The organism is Exiguobacterium sp. s48 (genome assembly GCF_018617395.1).
Taxonomy (GTDB): Bacteria; Bacillota; Bacilli; order Exiguobacteriales; family Exiguobacteriaceae; genus Exiguobacterium.
In genome coordinates this window covers 1907884-1930986 of record NZ_JACSKC010000001.1, presented here as the reverse complement: position 1 = coordinate 1930986, position 23103 = coordinate 1907884, and the positions used below count along the sequence as shown (strand labels likewise).

21 protein-coding genes are annotated in these 23103 nt (G+C 49.1%); 17 read left to right on the top strand and 4 right to left on the bottom strand.

Going from position 1 to position 23103, the window contains the following annotated elements; translation table 11 throughout:
- Positions 1–16: 16 nt before the first annotated feature.
- From argF to cydC, 7 genes are all read left to right on the top strand, one after another.
- Complete coding sequence (argF, locus tag KNO66_RS09745) at positions 17–1045, top strand: ornithine carbamoyltransferase (protein WP_214742229.1); 1029 nt, start codon at positions 17–19, stop codon at positions 1043–1045.
- A 52-nt stretch (positions 1046–1097) separates the two neighbouring features.
- Positions 1098–2573, top strand: coding sequence for an arginine-ornithine antiporter (gene arcD, locus KNO66_RS09740; protein ID WP_214742228.1), 1476 nt, complete (start codon positions 1098–1100; stop codon positions 2571–2573).
- A 14-nt stretch (positions 2574–2587) separates the two neighbouring features.
- Positions 2588–3550, top strand: a complete 963-nt coding sequence (gene arcC, locus KNO66_RS09735; protein ID WP_214742227.1) for a carbamate kinase — start codon at positions 2588–2590, stop codon at positions 3548–3550.
- Between the two features lie 162 nt (positions 3551–3712).
- Complete coding sequence (locus tag KNO66_RS09730) at positions 3713–6055, top strand: glycoside hydrolase family 31 protein (protein WP_214742226.1); 2343 nt, start codon at positions 3713–3715, stop codon at positions 6053–6055.
- Between the two features lie 118 nt (positions 6056–6173).
- Positions 6174–6863, top strand: a complete 690-nt coding sequence (locus KNO66_RS09725) for a Crp/Fnr family transcriptional regulator (RefSeq protein ID WP_214742225.1) — start codon at positions 6174–6176, stop codon at positions 6861–6863.
- A 122-nt stretch (positions 6864–6985) separates the two neighbouring features.
- Complete coding sequence (cydD, locus tag KNO66_RS09720) at positions 6986–8710, top strand: thiol reductant ABC exporter subunit CydD (RefSeq protein ID WP_214742224.1); 1725 nt, start codon at positions 6986–6988, stop codon at positions 8708–8710.
- Positions 8707–10425, top strand: coding sequence for a thiol reductant ABC exporter subunit CydC (gene cydC, locus KNO66_RS09715; RefSeq protein ID WP_214742223.1), 1719 nt, complete (start codon positions 8707–8709; stop codon positions 10423–10425). Before cydD ends, cydC begins: the two co-directional genes overlap by 4 nt.
- A 253-nt stretch (positions 10426–10678) precedes the next feature.
- Here the strand turns inward: cydC and KNO66_RS09710 are convergent, their stop codons facing one another.
- Complete coding sequence (locus KNO66_RS09710) at positions 10679–11203, bottom strand: hypothetical protein (protein ID WP_214742222.1); 525 nt, start codon at positions 11201–11203, stop codon at positions 10679–10681.
- A gap of 128 nt (positions 11204–11331) precedes the next feature.
- Entirely contained in the window at positions 11332–12408 is a 1077-nt protein-coding gene (locus KNO66_RS09705) for a diguanylate cyclase (RefSeq protein ID WP_214742221.1), read from the bottom strand.
- A gap of 220 nt (positions 12409–12628) precedes the next feature.
- Between KNO66_RS09705 and KNO66_RS09700 the strand changes: the two genes are divergently transcribed.
- The 6 genes from KNO66_RS09700 (at position 12629) to KNO66_RS09675 (ending at position 16705) form a co-directional block, all read left to right on the top strand.
- Positions 12629–12811: a hypothetical protein gene (locus KNO66_RS09700; RefSeq protein WP_031422036.1), complete on the top strand. Its 183-nt coding sequence runs from the start codon at positions 12629–12631 to the stop codon at positions 12809–12811.
- Positions 12812–12893: 82 nt separating this feature from the next.
- The gene (msrA, locus tag KNO66_RS09695; RefSeq protein WP_214742220.1) at positions 12894–13844 is read left to right on the top strand and encodes a peptide-methionine (S)-S-oxide reductase MsrA; all 951 of its coding nucleotides are present in this window, start codon (positions 12894–12896) and stop codon (positions 13842–13844) included.
- A gap of 13 nt (positions 13845–13857) precedes the next feature.
- Positions 13858–15144 carry a DUF2252 domain-containing protein gene (locus KNO66_RS09690; RefSeq protein WP_214742219.1) on the top strand — a complete coding sequence of 429 codons (1287 nt, stop codon included), beginning with the start codon at positions 13858–13860 and terminating at the stop codon, positions 15142–15144.
- Between the two features lie 62 nt (positions 15145–15206).
- Complete coding sequence (locus KNO66_RS09685) at positions 15207–15485, top strand: DUF5327 family protein (RefSeq protein ID WP_214742218.1); 279 nt, start codon at positions 15207–15209, stop codon at positions 15483–15485.
- A 107-nt stretch (positions 15486–15592) separates the two neighbouring features.
- Positions 15593–15958, top strand: coding sequence for a rhodanese-like domain-containing protein (locus KNO66_RS09680; RefSeq protein ID WP_214742217.1), 366 nt, complete (start codon positions 15593–15595; stop codon positions 15956–15958).
- Positions 15959–16072: 114 nt separating this feature from the next.
- Complete coding sequence (locus KNO66_RS09675) at positions 16073–16705, top strand: HAD family hydrolase (RefSeq protein ID WP_214742216.1); 633 nt, start codon at positions 16073–16075, stop codon at positions 16703–16705.
- A gap of 52 nt (positions 16706–16757) precedes the next feature.
- Here KNO66_RS09675 and KNO66_RS09670 read toward each other — a convergent pair whose 3' ends face one another.
- Positions 16758–18170, bottom strand: a complete 1413-nt coding sequence (locus tag KNO66_RS09670) for an NAD-dependent succinate-semialdehyde dehydrogenase (RefSeq protein ID WP_214742215.1) — start codon at positions 18168–18170, stop codon at positions 16758–16760.
- A gap of 92 nt (positions 18171–18262) precedes the next feature.
- On the opposite strand from KNO66_RS09670, the gene KNO66_RS09665 reads away from it, so the two are divergent.
- Together KNO66_RS09665 and KNO66_RS09660 are read left to right on the top strand one after the other, a co-directional pair.
- On the top strand, positions 18263–18802 hold the full coding sequence (locus KNO66_RS09665; protein WP_214742214.1) for a glycerol-3-phosphate acyltransferase: 540 nt from the start codon (positions 18263–18265) through the stop codon (positions 18800–18802).
- Positions 18771–20354, top strand: a complete 1584-nt coding sequence (locus tag KNO66_RS09660) for a GNAT family N-acetyltransferase (RefSeq protein WP_214742213.1) — start codon at positions 18771–18773, stop codon at positions 20352–20354. The genes KNO66_RS09665 and KNO66_RS09660 overlap by 32 nt, the downstream gene beginning before the upstream one ends.
- On the opposite strand, the gene KNO66_RS09655 is transcribed toward KNO66_RS09660, so the two are convergent.
- Positions 20293–21930 (bottom strand): ABC1 kinase family protein, encoded by a 1638-nt coding sequence (locus tag KNO66_RS09655; protein WP_214742212.1) that lies wholly within the window; start codon positions 21928–21930, stop codon positions 20293–20295. The two genes, KNO66_RS09660 and KNO66_RS09655, sit on opposite strands and share 62 nt — an antisense overlap.
- Positions 21931–22023: 93 nt before the next feature.
- Between KNO66_RS09655 and KNO66_RS09650 the strand changes: the two genes are divergently transcribed.
- Positions 22024–22629 (top strand): trimeric intracellular cation channel family protein, encoded by a 606-nt coding sequence (locus KNO66_RS09650; protein ID WP_012727503.1) that lies wholly within the window; start codon positions 22024–22026, stop codon positions 22627–22629.
- A gap of 12 nt (positions 22630–22641) precedes the next feature.
- A complete protein-coding gene (locus tag KNO66_RS09645; RefSeq protein WP_214742211.1) occupies positions 22642–23007 on the top strand; it encodes a DUF423 domain-containing protein in 366 nt (121 codons plus the stop codon).
- Positions 23008–23103: the final 96 nt, after the last annotated feature.

Genomic DNA, 23103 nt, shown 5'->3' with positions numbered 1-23103 from the left:
ATAAGGAGGAAGCAGTATGTCTACAACGTTCAACTTTGATTTGAAAGGTCGTCATTTTTTATCGCTAAACGAGTTTTCTGGTGAAGAAATCAACTACTTGATCGATTTGTCTGCTGCATTCAAACGTCAGAAAAAACAAGGCGTGCCACATCGGATTTGTGAAGGGAAAAACATTGCCTTGCTCTTTGAAAAACCATCGACGCGGACGCGTTGTGCGTTCACGGTTGCTGCTATCGATTTAGGGATGCATCCCGAATATTTAGGTAAGAATGACATCCAGTTCGGGAAGAAAGAATCGGTGCGCGATACCGCAATCGTCCTCGGACGCATGTTTGACGGCATTCAGTTCCGTGGCTTCGCCCACGAGACGGTCGAAGGTCTTGCGAAAGACGCAGGCGTACCGGTTTGGAACGGCTTGACCGACTTGTATCACCCGACTCAAATCTTGGCTGACTTTTTGACAGTGAAAGAGCAAAAAGGAGAGTTAGCCGGAATTAAATTCGTGTATGTGGGTGATGGACGGAACAACATGGGCAATACGCTGTTGATCGGTGGTGCAAAAGTAGGGATGGATATGCGAATCTGTGCGCCGAAATCACTTTGGCCATCTGATGAAATCGTGGACTACGCGAAGTCGGTCGCTGCTGAAACAGGTGCTGTGATCACCTTGACGGAGAGCATTGAAGAAGCGATGGATCAGGCGGACGTCGTCTACACAGATGTTTGGGTGTCGATGGGCGAAGAGGCGGCCTTCGCAGAACGGATCGAACTGTTGCGACCATATCAAGTGAACATGGATATGCTTCAAAAGAGCGGCAACCCGGACATTATGTTCATGCATTGCCTCCCAGCCTTCCATGACTTAGAAACGGAAGTCGGTCGAGCGATTCACGAACAATACGGATTGACGGAAATGGAAGTGACCGATGAAGTGTTCCGCAGTCGTCACTCGTTCGTATTTGATGAGGCGGAAAACCGGATGCACACCATCAAGGCGGTAATGGCAGCAACGCTCACGGAGACACGCGAATGGCTTGATCGTTGACGAGGAGGGGATTTCCCCTCCCGGTTCAAAATAAGCGAAAGGGATGAGTAGAATGTCTACGAAGTTGGAGCATGACTCAGGTGGTTCGGCTGGAGTACATCCTGACAAGCAAGACAAGCGGTTAGGTCTCGGAGCATTGACGGCACTTGTCGTCGGATCGATGATTGGCGGTGGCGCCTTTAACTTGGCTGCCGATTTGGCGCAAGGTGCGAACGCAGGTGCCATTCTCATCGGTTGGGTGATTACTGGGATTGGGATTATCGCGCTCGGTCTCAGCTTTCAAAATTTGACGATGCGTCGTCCTGACCTGGACGGTGGTGTGTATAGCTATGCACGGGCAGGTTTTGGGTCGTTCGTCGGATTTAACTCGGCCTGGGGATATTGGTTGTCTGCCTGGCTCGGAAACGTGGCGTATGCCACATTGCTATTCAGTTCGGTCGGTTATTTCTTCCCGATTTTTGAAGGGGGACAGAACATCGCATCGATCATTGGCGCATCGATTATGCTGTGGCTCGTGCATACACTCATCTTACGTGGGGTGCATGAGGCATCGATGATCAACATCGTCACGACGATTGCCAAGCTCGTCCCGATTTTTGCATTCATTACGATTACCTTGTTCTTCTTTAATCTCGAAAACTTCACTTTCGATTTTTGGGGACAAGGCGGCTTCTCGTGGGGAAGTGTGCGTGACCAGGTCGTCTCGACGATGCTCGTGACACTTTGGGTATTTATCGGTGTGGAAGGAGCTGTCGTGCTTTCTGGTCGTGCTCGGAAACGTTCAGACGTCGGAAAGGCGACCGTGATCGGGTTGCTCGGTACACTCGTCATTTATTTGCTCATTTCCATCATGTCGCTCGGTCTCATGACACCGGAAAATGTGGCGAACGCCTCACAACCCGCGATGGCATATTTGCTCGAATCGGCCGTCGGTCCGTGGGGTGCGATGCTCATCAACGGGGGACTCGTCATCTCTGTCCTTGGCGCGTGGCTCGGTTGGACACTTTTAGCGGCTGAGATTCCATTCGTCGCCGCAAAAGATGGGGTCTTCCCAAAATGGTTCACAAAAGAGAATCAAAATCAGGCTCCCGTCAACGCCCTTTGGTTGACGAACGGGTTGATTCAGCTCTTCCTCTTCACATTCTTGATTTCAGATGCCGCATATAACTTCGCCTTCTCTCTCGCTTCGAGTGCGATTTTGATTCCATACGTGTTCTCGGCCTTTTACCAAGTGAAAGTAGCGAAGAACGGAATCGGATATAGTGCCGGTGAACGAAAAACACGCGATTTGACGATTGGATTGGTCGCGTCCGCTTATGGACTATGGCTCATTTACGCCGCTGGAATCGATTATTTACTTCTCACCACGCTTTTATATGCACCAGGAACACTTCTCTACATGAAGGCACAACGTGAAAATGGCATCAAGTCACTCACTAAAACGGAATGGATGGTCGCCGGTGTATTGACCGCACTCGCCATCTTCGCAGTCGTACGCATACTATCGGGTAATATCTCAGTCATCTGATCGGGGGTATGGATATGGAGAAAAAACGTGTGGTCATCGCTTTAGGCGGGAATGCGATTCAACAAGGGAAAGATGCGACAGCTGAAGCACAAATACATGCCGTCGAGGCGACGGCGGAATCTCTCGCTGCACTCATTGCGGAAGGAGTCGAGGTCATCATCACACATGGGAACGGTCCGCAAGTGGGAAACCTGATGTTGCAACAAGCCGCATCAGACAGTCCGGCCACACCAGCGATGCCGCTTGATGTCTGTGGTGCGATGACGCAAGGGATGATTGGATACTGGTTCGAGAATGCACTGTCCAAAGCGCTTCGTGCACGTGGTCTTGAACAGCATGTGGCCTCGCTCGTCACCCGGAGTATTGTCGACCCGAACGATAGTGCGTTTCATCATCCGACCAAACCGATTGGTCCGTTTTACACGGAAGACGAAGCGCTTCATCTCGAACGGACGACGGGCTATGTTTTTAAAGAAGACGCAGGAAGGGGATATCGTCGGGTCGTGCCGAGTCCAATCCCTATAAAAATCGCTGAACATGCCGTCATTCGTACACTCGTTGAAGCGGGGCACATCGTTGTCGCTTCGGGTGGGGGTGGCATTCCGGTCATGGAGACAGCGGACGGATATGTTGGCATCGAAGCGGTGATCGATAAAGATTTCGCGGCCGCAAAACTGGCGGACCTCGTCCATGCAGACGTATTACTCATTTTGACGGCTGTCGAACATGTGTATGTCAATTTCGGGAAACCGGACGAGATGGCGCTTCAAGAAACGTCGAAAGAACAGATGGAGACTTATATTGCCGAAGGTCAGTTCGCACCCGGGAGTATGTTACCGAAAGTAAGGGCGGCGCTTCAGTTCGCCGAATCCGGTACGAACCGTGTCGCCATCATCACGTCACTCGATCAGGCACTAGCAGCCATTGACGGAGAAGCGGGTACACGAGTCCGTTTGGCGCCATCGCTTCAACAATAAAAATGTGTCGCAGACGTGAAGCGTTTGCGACTTTTTTGTTTTCTGCCTGGGTTCAAGGGGAAGGAATGTTGTATGCCAAAAATGAGATTGCTATCCTATTCAGTGTAAACGTTTGCACTTATTTCAGGAAGGAAGTGACGGAGAGCGGAAACGCTCGAATGTATGCGCCTATTCGAAGAAAATCATGTGTACCAGTCGTGGATGAGACCAAAAGCAAGAGAAGAGGCAATCGTTCAAGGAAGCTGCTATCGCTTTACCGTATTGACGAGTCAATTGATTCGAATGGAGTATGCGGAGGACGGTGTCTTTGAAGACCGTGCCACGCAAGTGGCATGGAATCGGGAGTTTGATGTGCCTGATTTTCGAGTGATTGAAGATGAGACAGAACTCCAAATCATCACCGAACATGTCCATTTATATTATACGAAAGGTCCGTTCGCGCCGAACACGCTCTACGTGGACGTGAAAGGGAACTTTAGTACGTATTATAGTCGTTATCAATTTAACGGTCCTGAACGGACGCTGAAAGGGACAGCGCGGACGCTCGACCATGTAGACGGGGCGACCGAATTAGAAGAAGGGATTCTCTCTAAACAAGGATATGCGATCATTGATGATTCATCCTCGTTTTTAATGACGGATGATCGCTTCGTTGAGCCGAGACGAAAAGGGATTCATGATATTTATTACTTTGGATATGGTCATGACTATAAACGGGCACTTCGCGATTTTTATACGTTGACAGGTCCGACACCGATGCTACCGCGTAAAGCGCTCGGAAACTGGTGGAGCCGCTATTGGCGATATGACGAGAAAGAGTATAAGGCGTTGATGCGCCGGTTCAAGTCGGAAAATGTTCCGTTCTCGGTCAGTGTCATCGATATGGATTGGCACGTGACGGACATCCCGGAAGAGTACGGGAGCGGCTGGACGGGCTATTCTTGGAATAAAAACTTGTTTCCTGAACCGAAGCGATTCCTCAACTGGTTAAAGGATGAGGGAATGATGGTGACGTTGAACCTGCATCCGGCGGACGGGGTTCGTGCGTTTGAAGACCAATATGCGGCGATGGCGGAGGCGATGGGAATTGATCCGGAATCGGGAGATCGAATCCCGTTCGATTTTTCAGACAAACGATTCATTCAAGCGTACTTTGAACAAATGCATCATCCACATGAGGCGGATGGCGTTGATTTTTGGTGGATCGATTGGCAACAGGGGTCGACCTCGAAGATGGAAGGACTCGATCCGTTGTGGATGTTAAATCATTATCACGCCATCGATATCGCCCGTGATGGCAAGCGGCCACTCATTTTCTCTCGTTACGCCGGACCAGGGAGCCACCGTTACCCGGTCGGATTCTCAGGAGACACGATCATCTCGTGGGCATCACTTGCCTTTCAGCCGTACTTTACAGCGACAGCGACAAATATCGGTTACGGGTGGTGGAGTCATGACATCGGAGGCCATCAGCTTGGGAAAAAAGACGATGAGCTCGCTGCGCGTTGGGTCGCATACGGGGTGTTTAGTCCAATCATGCGCCTCCATTCGACGTTCAGCACCTTCAACGGGAAAGAGCCTTGGCGTTTCGGGACCGAAGCCGAACAGTCGATGAAGCGATTCTTACGTCTGCGTCACGAACTCATCCCTTATTTATATACGATGAACTATCGTAACCATGCCGATGCGTTACCACTTGTGCTACCGATGTATATCGAACATCCCGATGACGAAACGGCTTATCAAGTACCGAATCAGTTTTATTTTGGTAGTGAACTCATTGTGTCCCCAATCGTCACGCCGATGGACCGAAAGCTCCATGTCGCCGGAACGAATGTCTGGCTACCAAAGGGAGAATGGTTTGATTTCTTCACGGGACATCGTTATGAAGGCGACAAGTCGATTCGTGTGTTCCGTGTACTCGATGAACAACCGGTCTTCGCCAAAGCGGGTGCAATCATTCCAATGATGCCGCATCGACCGCATGGGAATGAGACGGGGAATCCGAGCGAGCTAGAAGTACTCATCTTTCCAGGTGCCTCGAACACGTTCACGATGTATGAAGATGACGGGGAAAGCCGAGACTATGAGACGGGCGCCTCGCTTGAAACGACGTTCACGCTCGACTGGGAAGCGCGGACGCTTCACATCGAGACATCAGGTGATCTGACACTCGTCCCGGCAAATCGGACGTTGACGATTCTAGTTCGTGGGGTCGTCGGAGAAGGGGATTATGATGCGGAGACGCAGACGCTACACATCCCACTCGGTGAATGGAAACAAGAGCAGACAGTGACACTTCCTGTCGATGTGACACAGAACGCCCATCGACTTGACCGTCTCTATCGGTTCTTAGACCGCGCGGAAATCGCCTACGATTTGAAAGATCGTTTGTATCAGATGGCGACGACGAAGACGCGTCTCGAGGCCTGGTTGTTTGGCCTCCATGCGTTAGAACTCGATCGAGATTTGCAAGATGCGCTATTAGAACTGATGTTGGACTGAAAAAGGGGGGAACCCCCTTTTTGTCATGTCAGAAAACTGTCGGTTTTTGAAAGCGTTCTCACGAAAAATCCCTATATACTTGAGATAGAGGAGTCGATTAGAAATGAGGGGATGTATGATGCGACATATGTGGACAGTAGATGATTTACGACAGTTGACGTTATTTTCGAACTGTTCGAGTCGGGCGCTCGAACAACTCGTTCCGCACGTCTACTGTCGAACGTATCGAAAAGGACAACTGTTGTTCATGGAAGGGGATCCGCGAGAGCGCGTGTATTTCTTAATGAGTGGATACGTCAGACTCGAACGGATGAACGAGCATGCGACGCATCAGTATGCGGACTATGTGAAGCCGAAACAGTTCTTCCCATACAATGGATTATTCACGGAGGAAGACTATCGTCACACGGCTGAAGCAGTGACGGATATTGAGGTCATTTACATTCCGACAGACCGATTCGAGCGTTTTGTATCCACACAGTCGAATATGCTGCTCTATATCATCGGACAGATGAATCGCATTTTGGATTTGCATGAGCGGCGTGTCCAAGAAATCATCACCCCGAGCGCAAAAGAACGCGTACTCAATACGATCCACTTCTTAATCGAAGATTTAGGTGAACCGGATGAACAAGGGATACGTGTCCGTTGTCCGTTCACAGCGATGGAATTATCTCGTCTCTCCGGAACGTCCAGAGAGACGGTTTCTACGATTTTAACAAAGCTTCGAAAAGAAGAGGTGCTTCGAATGGATGCGCACCAGCTCGTCATCGATCATCCCGAATATTTTGAGCAGGACTTTGATTGACGCCACTCAGGAGAGGGCGTCTTTTGCATGTTCGAACGAGCGGAGCGTTCGCTTCAAAACGTAGCATATTGTATAATTAGTGATGAATCTCACAAAGCAATCGGATTGTGAACAGAGAAAGGATGAATGCAGTGAAACGACTGCAAACCCTTGCGTTCGCCGAGCGAGGTCACATCATCGGACTCGTGTTGTCTGCGGTCATGATTGGCCTATCGATTTTGGCACAAGCGTATTTAATCGTCGACATTGTCGACCGTATCTTTTTAAAAGATGAATCATTTGAAGCTGTCGTTCCGGCGTTACTTTGGCTCATCGTGGCCCTGTTGGCGCGAGCGCTTTTCGGCTATGTCTCCGGACGAATCGGAGCGAGTTTATCGGAAAAGGCGAAGCAGACGTTACGCCTGCAATTGCTAGAACGCTATGCCACGAGTCCGGTCGAGTCGTCCTTGACGGGACAGTCTGGGAAGAAAGTGAGTGTGTTCATGGATGCTGTTGACGAGGTAGATGCCTACTTCAGTCAATACTGGCCACAAGTAATCCAAACCTCAATTATTCCGCTTCTGATTTTGGTTGTTGTCTTCAGCCAACATTGGATTTCAGGTGTCATCATGATGGTGACGGCGCCGTTTATTCCGTTGTTCTTTATTATCATCGGGATTGCGACACAGAAAAAATCGGAAGAACAGATGGAGAAGATGAATCAATTTTCCGGGAAGTTTCTCGATGTCTTACAAGGTTTGACGACACTCAAACTCTATAATCGAACCGAACAGGAAGCAAAAGCGATTGAGAAGAGCAGTCTCGACTTTCGGGATGCGACGATGGTCGTCTTAAAGACGGCATTCTTATCTGGACTCATGTTAGAATTCATCTCGATGCTCAGTACCGGCGTCGTGGCGCTAGAAGTCGCGCTACAGATGGTCGTTTGGGAGAACCTGACGTTCTTCTCGGGCTTCTTGATTCTCGTGTTGGCGCCAGAGTATTACTTGGCTATCAAAGATCTAGGTAGCGCCTTTCATACGGGACGTGGCAGTATGGGCGCAGCGGATCGCATTTTTGACGTGTTAGACGCCCCGGATGATCGCATCCAGTGGGGGACGAAATCGCTTCGTTCACGGACACCGGACCTTGAACTAGAAGAGGTATCGTTTGAGTACGCAGGTGGACGATTTTCCCTTCAGCCATTGAGTGGTCGCATTTCGTCCGGCACCCACCTTGCGTTAGTCGGCGCGAGCGGTTCCGGGAAGACGACTGTCCTTAACGTGATCTCAGGACTTTTGCAAGTGAAATCAGGGCGCGTCCTCGTGGATGGTGAACCACTTCATACGTATGAGGAATCTGCCTGGTATGGAAATATTGCGTATATCTCTCAAAATCCGTATCTGTTCGCCGGGACACTCGCCGATAACATTGCTTTAGGTGAAGTGGCTGACGAGCGTGCGTTACTCGAAGCAGCCGAGGCAGCTGGTCTATCCGATGTGATCAATCAGTTACCGAACGGGATTTGGACAGAGCTCGGAGAGGGAGGATTCGGACTATCTGGTGGGGAGCGGCAACGCCTTGCACTCGCACGTGCTTTCTTTAAGCGCCCCGGTATTTTATTGTTTGATGAACCGACGACCGGCCTTGATTTGAAAACAGAGCGGATTGTCAGACGCTCGATTGAAGAGCTGTCGAAAGGTGCGACGTTAATCACGGTTGCGCATCGTCTGCATACGATCAAAGAGGCGGACACGATTTGGTTCATGGATGACGGGAAACGAATCGCAGAAGGGACGCACGAAGCGTTACTCGCTGTCCCAGAGTATGCAGAACTGTTTGCACTTCAGAAAGGGGTGAGCCGATGAATTCGCTTTGGACCATCACAAAATGGATGATGCGCGAGAAAAAAGATATCTTTCTCTCCATCTTCTTTGGATATGCGGCAGGGATTGCGGCGGTCGCCCTCTTCGCTGCAAGTGGCTATCTCGTATCACGGGCGGGGCTCGTCCCGCCACTATATGCGCTCATGGTACCTGTCGTCTTGATTAAGCTGTTCGGTGTGATTCGGGCGGGAAGTCGTTATCGTGAACGTCTCGCCTCACACCGGGCGACGTTTACGATTTTAAGTGAGTTGCGTGTCCGGTTCTATCGTCAGTTAGAGCCGCTCGTTCCGTCCATCTTCGCGAAATATCGGAGCGGGGACTTGCTCGCACGCGTCGTCGGGGATGTGGAGAGTCTTCAAAACTATTTCCTGCGCGTGTTTTATCCGCCGATCATTCTCGTCCTCGTCTTTTTGAGCACGATTTACTTCGTCACGTTCTTCTCGTTTACGGTCAGTCTCTGGATCTTGTTTGGTGTACTGATCACGGGCTTCTTGATTCCACTCGGATTTGCACGAATTCGTGCCCGTCATGACGAGACGATTCGCGCATTACGTGGAGATGTATCGATTCACTTGACAGAGATGCTGTTCGGGTACCGGGATTTGAAACTTCATCATCAACTCGAGCGCACGAAACAAGCTGTCTATTCGCACAGTGAGCGTTACATGGAGGCGGAGCGGAAAGATACGACGAATCAGTTCTTCAATTCGGCGCTCGTCGTCGCGGCTTCCTTACTCGTCTCATGGGGCGTCTTGGCCATCGGTGCGTATCAGGTGGTAAATGGAGACTTGAACGGATTGTTCTTGGCAATGCTGATCATGATGTCGCTCACAGCGTTTGAGAATACGACGCCGATGGCTGTCTTCCCTGGTCATTTTGCGGACAGCAAACAAGCGGCAGATCGTCTGTTTGAAGTGACGGAGCCGAGTGAAGTGATTGCAGCGCGTGAGGCGACACGTCATGACGTGACGTTCACGACATCGCCATCGATTTCATTTGAAGAAGTACGGTATCGCTATCCAGACACGTATCGAAATGTGATTGATGAGGTGACGTTACACATCCCGAGTGGTTCGAAGTCGGTCATCGTGGGACCAAGCGGGTCAGGGAAGTCGACGTTACTTCAACTGCTCTTGGCTTTCGTTCGGACGGAAGACGGCACGATTCGGTTGGATGAGTACAACGTGAACGATGTCAAACAGACAGCCATTTGGCAACATGCGAGCGTTGTCTTGCAAGACAATCATTTCTTTTACGGAACCGTTCGAGAAAATCTGGCGTTAGCGGGTGATTTCACAGACGAAGAGATGAACGTAGTACTTGAGCGCGTTCGTTTATCATTCACGCTAGACGAACCAGTCCTTGAGAAAGGGGCAAACTTGTCAGGTGGGGAACGGCAACGGTTAGCCATCGCACGGGCACTTCTCAAAAATGGGCTACTTTGGTTGCTCGATGAACCGACATCGGCACTCGATGCCGGTACGGAGGCCCATGTGTTCTCTGAACTGTTGACACAAGCCGGGACAGGGACGTTGATTCTCGTCAGTCATCGTTTGACCGGTCTAGAAGCGTTTGATCAAATCATTGTCATGGAATCCGGAAAAATCGTCGAAGTCGGGTCATATGAGGAACTGATGGTGAAACGTGGCATGTTCTATGAATTAAAACAAATCGAACAAGAAGTGTTCGCATCATAAAAAAGACGAGCGGCCCCGTCGGTGGGCTGCTCGTCTTGTTTTTGGCAAATATGGGTGCAACAAATGGGGGTTGTCGCAACACTTTCAAAAGAGTGTCGTGGAGGGGAATCCACGTGACGTGATGTGTTTGGGGAACGTACACGCCAAGCTTTTGGGAAGCTACAACTAGAGTATAATTGATAACGATTATCATTGTCAATGAGAATCATGAAAAAAATCCATACGTGCGAACACGTACGGATTGGGTCTTGAATTAATTCGAGGCCACGCCTTTTTGAACCGTGAATCGGATCAAACTGAACAAATATCTCGTGAAGAAGAGGGCGAACGCATAAAATACCGCGATGAACGGTGACTGAAGATGAATACCTGGGATGTTCATCAAAAACTCTAACACGAGTATAGATAAAAGAAATACATAAAGTGCCGCGTCTAAATAAAGTGGCATCAGTCGGCCACGTTGATGCCAAAACGTCCGAACAAGTGGTGCCACGGTCATTCCGACGATTCGTTCAGCGAAGCCGATGCTCAGAACGGCGATGATGAAAGATGGGACGGTGTTAAACGACACGAGTTCCGAGAAAAAGAACCCGGAAATCAACAGGAGTGGACCGATGACAATCATCATGGATAGCGATGTACGGAAGAAAATCCAAAGGTTCTGCTGAATCGAGCGAACGCCCCCGAGTGCTGATTGCTGAAGCGTTTTACCCCGTTTATAATCAAGCGCGAATGAGCCGATAAACATAATTCCAAATAACGATAACAAAACTGACATGAACGATGTTTCCCCTTTTCTGAATAAATCATGATGTACCAATACGAACCAAAGTCTAGCCTAGTTTACCGATTCGATTCGAGAAAGTAAAGCGAGAAAACACCGCCAAGTGTGAAGATGTTGACACATTAAGAAGCTAGGATGAAACGATTTCGTCCAGACTCTTTTGCGTGATATAACGCTTCATCTGCGTGTTTTAATACGCTATCGATTTCAATATCGTTGGAATGACAGGCTCCAAGCGAAACGGTAATGTGTAATGTACCGGCACTCGTTTCAAACGGAAAAGTAGAAACCTTTTCTCGAATAGATTCGGCAAGCCGTGATACTTCGTTACGTGTCGCATGTGGCATGACGATTAAAAATTCTTCGCCACCGAAACGCCCGACCAAATGGCGTTCTTCGCTCTCGTTAACAAGGAGCATACCGAGCTCACGTAAGACGTCATCCCCGACATCGTGTCCGTACGTATCGTTCACGCGCTTAAAATGATCGATATCGACCAAGATTAACGCATATTCCTCAGCCTCAACCGTCAAATTGGCCATCGCTTCGTTCAAGAGACGCCGGTTGGCAATCCCGGTGAGCGCATCGGTACGTGCGAGTTGTTGCTGATGTTGAACGTTCTCGAAGTGACGGCGTAATTCAAGAAGTAGTCGATAAGCGGCGCAGGCTCCACCGTAAGACATCAATGTATAGATGATCAAAACGGGATAGAAGAGACTGAGAGGGAGTGCAGCATAAATGGCCGCCCCGAAGATGACGACACTGATTGTAGTGAATACAAGTAAGGTAGCACGTGTATTGTCTATGCGCGTTCGGAGGATACTGATTGATCCAACGAGAACGAACATAGTCGCAAACGCTAAGTAAAGCCCAATCATGGCGCCGTCTGTATACCAAACGACGAGAGCGCGAACAATTAGAAAAATGACACCGGCAACCGTACCACTCACCCAGCCGCCGAATAAGACCGCAAGCATGATTGGAATCGCGCGTAAGTCAATCAGCACGCCTTCTAGATGTAAGGCGTTGGCTAACAGCAACGTGGCAATCAGTCCTGTCTGCACACCGAGCAACACTCTTCCTTTCAATGGAGACTGTGGTGTCAAGCGAGGTCGATTGCGAAACGGTAAAAAGGAAATGGTGAAGAGCGTGAACAAGATACACAGGTTGATGAAAAACGCATTTATGATTGCGAGCATCGAAGCTCCCCCTTACCCTGTATGGAAATATTTAGTTACAGTATAATGCATCTTCTTGGAAACAGACAGGCATAACCTGCGGGCGAAAAAATCCCTAAAGTGAGTATTCAAGAAATCATCGTTGATTCCTTTTGTCTATGCTGTGATTTGTCCCATCATTTAGAACTTTCGCTATGAGAAATCGAAAGTTTGGTATGATAAGAGAAAAGGAGGACTGTCCGTGCGTTACTGGGATCATTTTAAACGAGCGTTTATTCCGATTGCGCTCATCTTGATTGGATTAGCGATCTTTTATACTTTATCGGCTCGAGATAACATGGTGTTGACGCTTTTAGGGGCTGCGATTGTTGGAGTCATCTTATTTTTAGTAATGCGTCATGTGAATCAAGTCGAAGAAGACTGAAACGAGAACACATTTTGTGGTTCTCGTTTTTTGTTGTCTTGCTACATTTTTGGGTACACTACAAAGTAAGGAGGGATTTATTATGGCAAAAGCTACATTTGCGGGAGGCTGTTTCTGGTGCATGGTCAAACCGTTTCATAAATATGAGGGAGTCGAACGTGTCATTTCGGGATACACCGGAGGACATGTCGACAACCCGACATATCAACAAGTCTGTTCAGAGACGACTGGACATTTAGAGGCAATCGAGATCACGTTTGACCCTGAGGTTATATCGTATGAGGAATTACTCCGCATCTATTGGCGTCAAATCGATCCGACAGATGGTGGAGGTCAGTTCAACGACCGTGGTGAATCTTACCGTCCGGCCATCTTCTATCATACTGAAGAACAACGAGCTGCAGCGGAGCGTTCGAAACAGGAAGTGGAAGACTCTGGACGATTTGACCGACCAATCGAAGTCGAGATTCGTCCGGCAAAAACATTTTGGGAAGCGGAAGACTATCACCAAGACTATTATAAAAAGAACCCGTTCCGTTATGAGATGTATCGGGTCGGTTCGGGACGCGCGAAGTTCATCAAAGAGGCATGGAGCGATCGCAAACAACAGCAAGCACTTCGTGAACGCTTGACGCCGATGCAATATAAAGTCACGCAAGAAAATGGAACAGAACCACCGTTCCAAAATGAATATTGGGATGAAGAACGGGAAGGCTTGTACGTCGACATCATTGACGGGACTCCGCTCTTCACGTCTCACGATAAGTTCCAATCGAACTGTGGATGGCCGAGCTTCTCGCGTCCGATCGAAGAGAAACGAGTCGATTTGAATATGGACACGACGCACCATATGGTTCGGACGGAAGTCCGTTCGAAACAAGGTGACAGTCACCTCGGGCATGTATTTGATGACGGTCCGAAAGAGCTTGGCGGTTTACGCTATTGCATCAACTCGGCCGCTCTCCGATTCGTTCCTGTGGAAGAGCTTGAAGAGGCTGGGTACGGGGAATATAAACACTTATTCAACAAGTGAGGGAGAGAACCGTATGTTCACAGCCGTCAAACAACAAATTCGGTGCGAGACAATCGGGACCGTACTGGATTTTTATGACCAGTCGATTCGTCATCTTTCTGAAGAGGCGAGACAAGAGAAGTATACGAAGATGAGTTCGAGCCCATTCTCATTCTTTCGAGGGAGCTCACACTTGTTCTACTACGACTTTGCGAAAGTGCCGATTGCTTTTGACACAGGTCCCGATCATCCGACGTTCATTCAAGGCGACCTACACTTTGAAAATTTCGGTGTGTTCGAGGACGGAGCCGGGACCATCATCTATGATGTGAACGACTTTGACGAAGCGTACATCGGTTCCTACTTGTTCGATTTATTGCGGATGGCGGTTTCCGTCGATTTGTTCGCAGCCGAATCAGGATTTGACGGCAAAGCAGCAATCGAGGCATTTGCCCGGACTTATGCGGATGCCATCGAGCAACATGCATCTGGACGGAGTGAACATATTCAGTTCACGAAAGACAACACGTGTAAAGCGGTCAAAAAAGTCATTAAAAAAGCGGAGAAGAAGAAAGATGAGTTCATGTCGGAACGAACGGAAGTGAGGGACGAAGAACGCTACTTTTCGACAAGTGACGACCTGATTCCAGTTTCCTCGGAAGTACGGGAAAAAATCGAAGCGGCATGGGGTGATTATCTGTCTTCCTTGTCAGATCAACATCGCCATCACGCCGATCACTATGACATCAAAGACATCGCCATCAAGCTACAAAGCGGCACGGCTTCCATCGGGCTTGAACGCTACTATATTTTGATTGAAGGTGCCGATGAGGAGCACGATGAAGATGTCATTTTAGAGATGAAACAAGCGCAATCCGCTGTTCCGTCCCTCTTTCTTCCGACACACCTACTGTTTGAAAACGGGTTGTCTCATCAAGGGGCTCGTGTCGTTGCCGCACAACGGGCAATGGTCCACAGTCGGGACCCATATCTTGGCTATTTGACGATTGATGACAAAGAATATTATGTCAGGCAGCGTTCGCCCTATAAGCGAAAAGTAAAAGCGAAACACATGAAAGATGAGACATCGCTCATTGAGACGTTACAAGTTCAGGCGCAAATCACGGCAAAAATTCATACTCGAGCCGATGCGACATCGAATGTGCTCGACTATACGGCAAGCGAACGAATCGCGGCGGCAATCGGTGACTCCCCGTCCCTCTTTATTCGACAGTTATCGAGATGGGCTGATTTTTATGCAAATCAAGTTCGTTTCGACTATGACGCCTTTTTAAATTGGGTCGAGTCAAGGAATCGATGAGGATACTTGCGAATCGAGGATGAAATCCTGCACAATGGAAGCGTAAAGGATGTGTACGGACTATGATTACAGAACAACAAGTCATCGCCCAAATGCGTCAGGTGATGACACAGATTGAATTGTCGACCGGTGAAGTGCAAAAGCGTCATTTAGCAAAGTTAATGGGCTTTTGTGAATTACTTCTAGATGAGACGTCAGAAGCGAAAGCGGTCGGTGTGCCGCAAACGTCGACACCTACGAACGAGACAAAACCGCCACTTGATCGACAGATGGCTGCCTTTCTCGGCATTCCGATGGAGGAAGACGAACAACCGAAATCGGATTCATTGCTCGATTTTTGAACCACATGTCATGAACATGTGGTTTTTTTGTGGATTCACATTCGTTGACTTAAATACCTTAGGGGGTATAATGGGTGTAAGAAATGAATGCAAATGGAGGCGTAAATATGTTGGACTTTCTTTTTGTAGCGGTCATCATCGGAATCGTATATTTTTGGTGGAGTCGTCGTAACAATGTCAAAACGGTCTCGACAGACGATTTAAAGCGAAGAATCGCGGAAGAACGAAATATTCAATTATTGGACGTGCGTGAGCCACATGAATACCGCGGTGGACATATCAAGCAAGCGAAAAATGTTCCTCTTTCTGGATTCGGGAACGCACAGTCGAAGTATCCGAAAGACAAAGAACGTCCTGTGTATGTCATTTGTCAGAGCGGGATGCGTAGCCAACGTGCGGCAGCGATGCTGAAGAGTGCCGGATATACCGACGTCTATTCGGTAAAAGGCGGAATGAGCTTCTGGCGAGGATAATAGATGCGACTGAACGGATTCGTTCAGTCATTTTTTTGTCACCACGTTTTCTCTTTTGCATTTTCGGGGATTCTGCTACGGTAGGGAGAGAGTGAAAGAGAGGGGATCAATCCAATGGCAGTGATTTTATTTGATATCGATGGCACGTTAGTAGATACGACTGGACCGATGACGAAGGCGATTCATGAGGCGCTCGAGGAGCTTCCTCACCTTCCGAAACCGAGCGAAGAGGCGGTCCGCTCAGGATACGGCTTGGCAGGAAATGCGTTTTGGGAGCATGTCATCCCAGAAGCGACACTTGAAGAGATTCGTCTCATCCGTAGATTGCGCCACGCGACGCTCGAGAAGACGATGGAAGGGCAGAACGTCTTATTTGACGGAATTCGTGAGATGTTGGAGACGCTTCACGAGCAAGGACATACGTTGACGACGGCGAGTAACTGTGGCGTTCACTACATGAACTTGATTTTAGATACGCAACAGATTCGTTCCTATATGACGGCACCGGAATGTTTGGAGTCTGTCGGTGGCGAGAAGAAGGCAGATATTCTGACAGCACACCGTGTTCGTCACGGTGAGGCGGACTATATGATGGTCGGCGATCGCAAATCGGATGTCGAGGCAGCGCGGGCACATGACTTCCCGGTCGTCTTGACAGGGTTCGGATTTGGGAATGAAGAGGAATGGGCGCTTGCAGATCACGTCATCCAATCGCCGAACGATTTAGTCGAATGGGTCAACCGATAAAAAAAGGGCTTGTCGCATAACAATGTCGACAAGCCTTTTTGTATGCCTACACTTACAACCCGAGTGAGATGTATTTGACCTCTAAAAATTCTTCGATGCCGTGATGACCACCTTCCCGGCCGAGTCCGCTCTCTTTCCATCCACCGAACGGCGCTTGTGGAGTTGACGGAAGACCATCATTCACACCGACGATTCCATATTCTAATGACTCCGCTAAATAGACGGCTTCATTGATGTCTTGCGTGAACAGGTAAGCGGCTAAGCCGAACGGTGTATTGTTCGCCCGCTTGATCACTTCGTCGAGTGAATCGAACGTCGCAATCGGCGCGACAGGTCCGAACGTCTCTTCGTTCATGCAGAGCATGTCTTCATTCGCATAACGAATGACGGCTGGCCGGATGAATAAGCCGTCTAGCACCTCACCACCGTACACTTCACCGCCACGAATCTGAGCGTCTTCAATATGCTTTTCGACTTTACTGAGTGCATCGTCATCGATGAGTGGACCGATATCGACGCCTTCCTCTAGTCCGTTCCCAACTTTCAAGGCTTCGACCTCTTTGATGAAACGTTCCGAGAATTCATCAACGACGGCACGTTCGACATAAATTCGGTTTGCGCAGACGCATGTCTGTCCACCGTTACGGAACTTCGTGGCGACCGCTTGTGGAACGGCCTTGTCTAAGTCCGCCTTCGCTGTGACGATGAGCGGAGCGTGTCCACCGAGTTCGAGCGAAATCTTTTTCATCGTATCCGCAGCATCGCGCATCAGCATTTTCCCGACTTCCGTTGATCCTGTGAACGTCAATTTGCGGACGCGTTTATCTTGTTGCCATGCTTTGACGATATCTGATGCCTGTCCTGTGACAAGGTTGATGACCCCTTTTGGGAATCCGGCTTTCTCCGCTAATTTAACTAGTTCGATGGCAGTCAACGGTGTCGCTGATGCAGGTTTCATAACGACTGTACAACCTGCGGCAAGCGCAGGCGCGACTTTTCGTGTAATCATGGCAGCCGGGAAGTTCCAAGGTGTGATGGCTGCGATGACGCCAACCGGTTGCTTGATGGCAAAGATTCGTTTTTGATTTGATGAAGCAGGGATTGTCTCCCCGTATACGCGACGTCCTTCAGCCGCATACCAGTCGATGAATCCGTTCGCATAGTTGATTTCGCCAATTGCTTCTTTCAGTGGCTTGCCTTGTTCCTCTACCATCGTCCGTGCGAGTTCTTCCGTATGTTCTGTAATCAAACGATTCCATTCATTGAGTAGTTCGCCTCGTTCTTCTGCTGTCTTTTGTTGCCATTCTTGTAACGCCTCGTGCGCGGCATCGACAGCTTGTGTCGCTTCGGCGGTATCACTTTTGGTCACGACGGCCATCACGTTACCCGTGGCCGGATTGCGTACCTCGATTGTCTGTCCGGTTTCTGTCCATTCCCCGTTAATGAAGTTTTTCTCTTCTCGCATCTTGATTTCCCCTTTCCAAAAAGTGCACAGTTAATTAGAGGATACCCGTTTTTCTGAAACGCACACAAATTTCCAAAAAATGAGGGGATATTATGTGGATCATCATCATTGGCTATCTCGTCGGGAGTCTGCTTGGGGGTAGGCTGTATGGGGTGCTAAGTGGACATGATTTAGCGACATCTGGTTCGAAGAATACCGGTGCGCGCAATGCGCATCGCATCGGTGGTGTGAAGGCGTTTCTCATCGTATATGGATTCGACGTGCTCAAGACGATTCTCGTCCTACAGATGAGCGGACCGTATTTTTGGCAGACGGCACTCGCGCTCACACTCGGGCATATTTATCCGTTTTGGCGAATCCGTGCAGGTGGGAAGGGATATGCCGTTTTTTCTGGAATCATATGGGCATATGACCCATGGTGGTTTATCGGTGGTCTTGTTGTCTTGTTGCTCTTCATCAAAGTAACAGGTAACTCTCGTGAGACGGGACTAGTGATGCTGATCTTACTTCCGCTTGCTGCGCTTGGACATGTTGAGAATGTCATATGGGCTATGCTGATTGCTATCGTGATCGTCTATCATCATGTGAAGGAGGGAAACCATGATCGTATACAGAAAAGCCGTGGCGTCTGATTTTGACGCCATTCATCGGTTGAATTACGAGACATTCGTTGAAGAGATCCCGCAACATCCACCGAATCCGGAGCGACGACTCGTCGACAAGTTTCATGAAGAGAATACATATTGGATTGGGGAAGCGGACGGTGAAGTGATTGCCATGTGTGCGTTACGAGGGGAACGGCCGTTTTCATTGGAGCAAAAGGGAGTGCGTATTCCTGAAGGGGAATGGCTCGAGATACGTCTTCTTGCTGTGAAGAAAGCATATCGGCGCAATCGGACATTTGCCGGACTGATGCGTGCGGTCATCGACGATGCGACAGAACGTGAGGTTGATGGCATCGTCATCAGTGGAACGACACGTGAACAAGTACTTTACCATCGGTTTGGATTTGTGCCGTTTGCTGATCCGATTGGTCCTGAAGAAGCGAGATATGTCCCGATGATGTTAACGAGGACTGCCTTTTACAAATCCCAATCAGCGTCGACCCTTCGTTCGAAAAGTTTACTCGCAGGTCCCGTTGAATGCTCAGAACGTGTACGAATGCGACTCTCGAGGCAACCGCGCCCTCATCGTTCAAATGAAACGAAGCGAATGCTTGAAGCGGTGCAACAAAAACTCACGGGAATAATCGGACTCCCTTACGTCTATACGCTTCTTGGAAGCGGGACGGTCGCCAATGATGCGGTTGCCGTTCAGTTGGTTGGACAAGGTGTCATTCTCAATGCGGGCGAGTTTGGAGAACGCCTGATTGACCATGCCCGGCGTGCGGGTCTCGCTTTTGATGTCATTACAGTAGACGGAGATGGAAGGTGGGATCGAACTCAATTCGAATGCATTGCGCCGGATTGGGTATGGACCGTTCATTGTGAGACCTCACATGGGGTTTTAATCGATCTTGAACCACTTCAGACATGGCAAGGCATCGTTGCCATTGACGCGATTAGTGCCGTTGGGACGTTTGCCTATGACTATGGATTCGCGAACTACGTGACCTTTTCTTCAGGAAAGGCGTTGCGGAACGCACCGGGTCTCGCATTCGTCGCCATGAAGCATCGGGCAGAAGCGATGCGAAACGTGCCACGCTATCTTGACTTGTCACTTTATCAACCAATCGCCTTTACGCAGTCAGAACCGCTCCTTTCGGCGATGGCGGTCGCATTAGACGAACTGACGGAAGAAGAGGTCGCGTCGCATGAAGAGAAGCTGCTCGTCCTAGTCGATTCGCTTCATGAGAACGGCTTACACATTGAGCTCAGTCCTGCCCAGTCACCGGGTATCCTGACCATTCCGATTCCCTCTACCCAATCCTCCATCGCGCTGGGGAAACAATTGTCGTATCAAGGCTATCTCGTGCAATATGAAAGTGACTATCTAAAGCGGGCGAACGTCATTCAAGTATCGACCATGGGTTGGACGACGACTCGCATGATGCGAGACGCTGGGGCTTACATCGCACAGTGGATTCAACAAAAAACCGCCACTTCTGAAAGTGACGGTTCGCTTACACTCGAAAGTCTTGGCGTGCCAAATGACGAATCTTTCGTCCGAGGCGTCTCCAATTGAAATAAGCCAAAACGGAGACGACACCACCTGACCAAAAGAGCCATTCATCTGGTCGGATGTAGCCGAGTAGACCGACAAGTAAACCAAGTAAAATGACGATGGCATTGAACGTCTGACGGTGCAAGAGTTCTTTTGATTCCATGTTTCGCTGGAACATCGCTTGCTCCGACAGGCGTTTTCGTGTCGGTTCTTTTAAATAATTGTCGAGAAGGGGTGGGACGTTCAATAACTTTTTCGCATAATTGATCCCTGTCTTTACGTAACGATTTTGTAAGGTCGTTCCATCTTCCTCAAGCCAGTCGATGACAATCGGTTTCCCGAGTGTAAATAGGTCAATTTTCGGATCGAGAATTTGTAGAATTCCAAGTAAAGTCGAGGCGGCCCGACCAAAGAAGGCAAACTCTGCGGGTAATTGAATTGGTTCGTTTTTGACGAGTAACTGAATGTCTTGTAACACCTTCTCGATCAATTTCGTATCGACGGTGTCGATATCGGTTTCTAAATAAAACGTGACGGCCTTCTCCAACGCTTGGCGAATGTTTTGTTTGTTCGCCGTTGGTAAGAGAAAACGTAAATCTTCTAATCCGTCGACGATGCTGTCATAGTCGAGCGAGATGAACGCCTGTAGGATATTTCGAATTGTCGCCATATCTTGTGAGGTCGTCTGACCGACCATGCCAAAGTCGAGCAAAATGATGGTGCCGTCTGCCCGAATCTGAACGTTACCCGGGTGCGGATCGGCATGGAACTGTCCACCGAACAAAAGTTGTTCGGCGGCGAGTGTGAACAGACGTTCTGCTAGGGCGGAACGGTCAATGTCATTTTCTTTCAAAAAGGCGAGATCGGTAATACGGCGTGCATCGACCCAATCCATCGTCAAGACGCGATTTGTGCAGAGATGCTCATGATAATCCGGGATATAAACATCTGGATTGTCGGCGTATTTGGCTTTGAAATATAAGGCGTTTTTTAATTCGGTTTGAAAATTTAGTTCATCCCCGATGACAAAAATCATTTGGCGATATAAGCTATCTAAGTCGGTTGATTTTGCGAGGGATGTCCGCTTCAACATCGACGTGACAATCCGCATGGCTCGGAAGTCGGTTCGGATGATTTTTTCGATATTCGGGCGCTGGATTTTGATGGCGACCCGCTTACCGTTTTCGAGAAGTGTAGCACCGTATACTTCACCGATTGAAGCGGATGCGACGGCATCGATGCCGACGTCTTTGACGACTTGAGTGTATGGGACACCCCATTCCGCTTCAAGAATCGCACGTGACTTATCCCAACCGGATGTCGGGACACGGTCGACGAGCTCGGATAACTCGTTTAAGACGGCCGGTGGCAGTAAGTCTGCACGAATGGATAGGAATTGACCGAGTTTGATCAATAGACCCTCAAGCCGTAGTGCGTTTCGTTTATACTCGCGCGCGAGCTTGAGCATGAGCGCTTCATATTCTTCGGTCGTGGCGACACCTTGTTGTTGTTTGCGTGAAAAGGCGTACAGCCGGATGATGAATCGGGCGAACATGGTGACGATAATCCATATGCGGAACAAAGCGATACGTTTCATAGTAATACCGACATCCTTTACGACAGTCGCTCGACTGACCTGAATTTTTGTAACTATACTTTACCATACAATGCGTTGAAGAAAGGGCAAGGGATGTTCATGGAGTGGGAATTGCTCAACGTCGTCGGAACGATTGCGTTCGCGGCGAGCGGAGCCATCATTGCGATGGATGAAAAATACGATATTTTTGGGGTTTGGCTGCTCGCGTTTATTACTGCATTTGGTGGTGGCGCCATTCGAAACGTTCTATTAGGAAACCCCGTCAGTTTGATTTGGCAACAGAATGATTTATTTATTTTATGTTTTCTTGTCGCACTCCTCATCTTCCTGCTACCAAGTGTCGTCTTGCCACATTGGGAGCGCTGGGGCGTGATTGTCGATGCGATTGGTCTCGTCGCTTTCGCCTTCCAAGGAGCGCAGGTCGCCATCAAGCTTGATTTACCTTTATCCGCTGCGATTGCAGCGGCTGTCCTGACTGGGGTCGGCGGTGGGGTCGTCCGTGACTTACTAGCCGGACGTAAGCCGCTCGTCTTACAGTCTGAGGTGTATGCGATTTGGGCGATTCTCATTGCGGTCATTACGTACTACTTCAAGCTCGAAGGTGGCCTTGCCGTCTATGCGCTTTTAATTGTCGTCGCGACACTTCGAGTGATATCCTACTATCGGAAGTGGAATTTACCAGCACGAAAAGTCAGATAAGGGGGAAGACAAATGAAAATCTTATTAATGATCGGTGCCGGATTAATGGCACTCGGCGTGGCACTCGGTGCATTCGGTGCGCATGCGTTAAAAGAGAGACTATCACCGAATATGTTAGCGAACTGGCAGACTGGTGTGCTCTATCACATGATTCATGCGCTCGGAATCATCGGGATCGCGTCACTGCTCATGCGTGTGAGCATCAGCCAGTTTAACGTGGCCGGTTGGCTCATGTTTGCTGGGATTCTCTTTTTCTCGGGAAGTTTATATGTCATGGCATTGACGGGAATCACGAAACTGGGAGCTGTGACACCAATTGGTGGCGTTTTATTCATCGCCGCCTGGATTTTTGTCATCGTTGGTGCAACGAAACTATAAAAATAGCATATGTATGTAACGTCCATGTCTTGCTCATGTTCACATGAAGCGAGGCATGGATTTTTTTATGATGAGCCATCCCATCAATTGGAAATT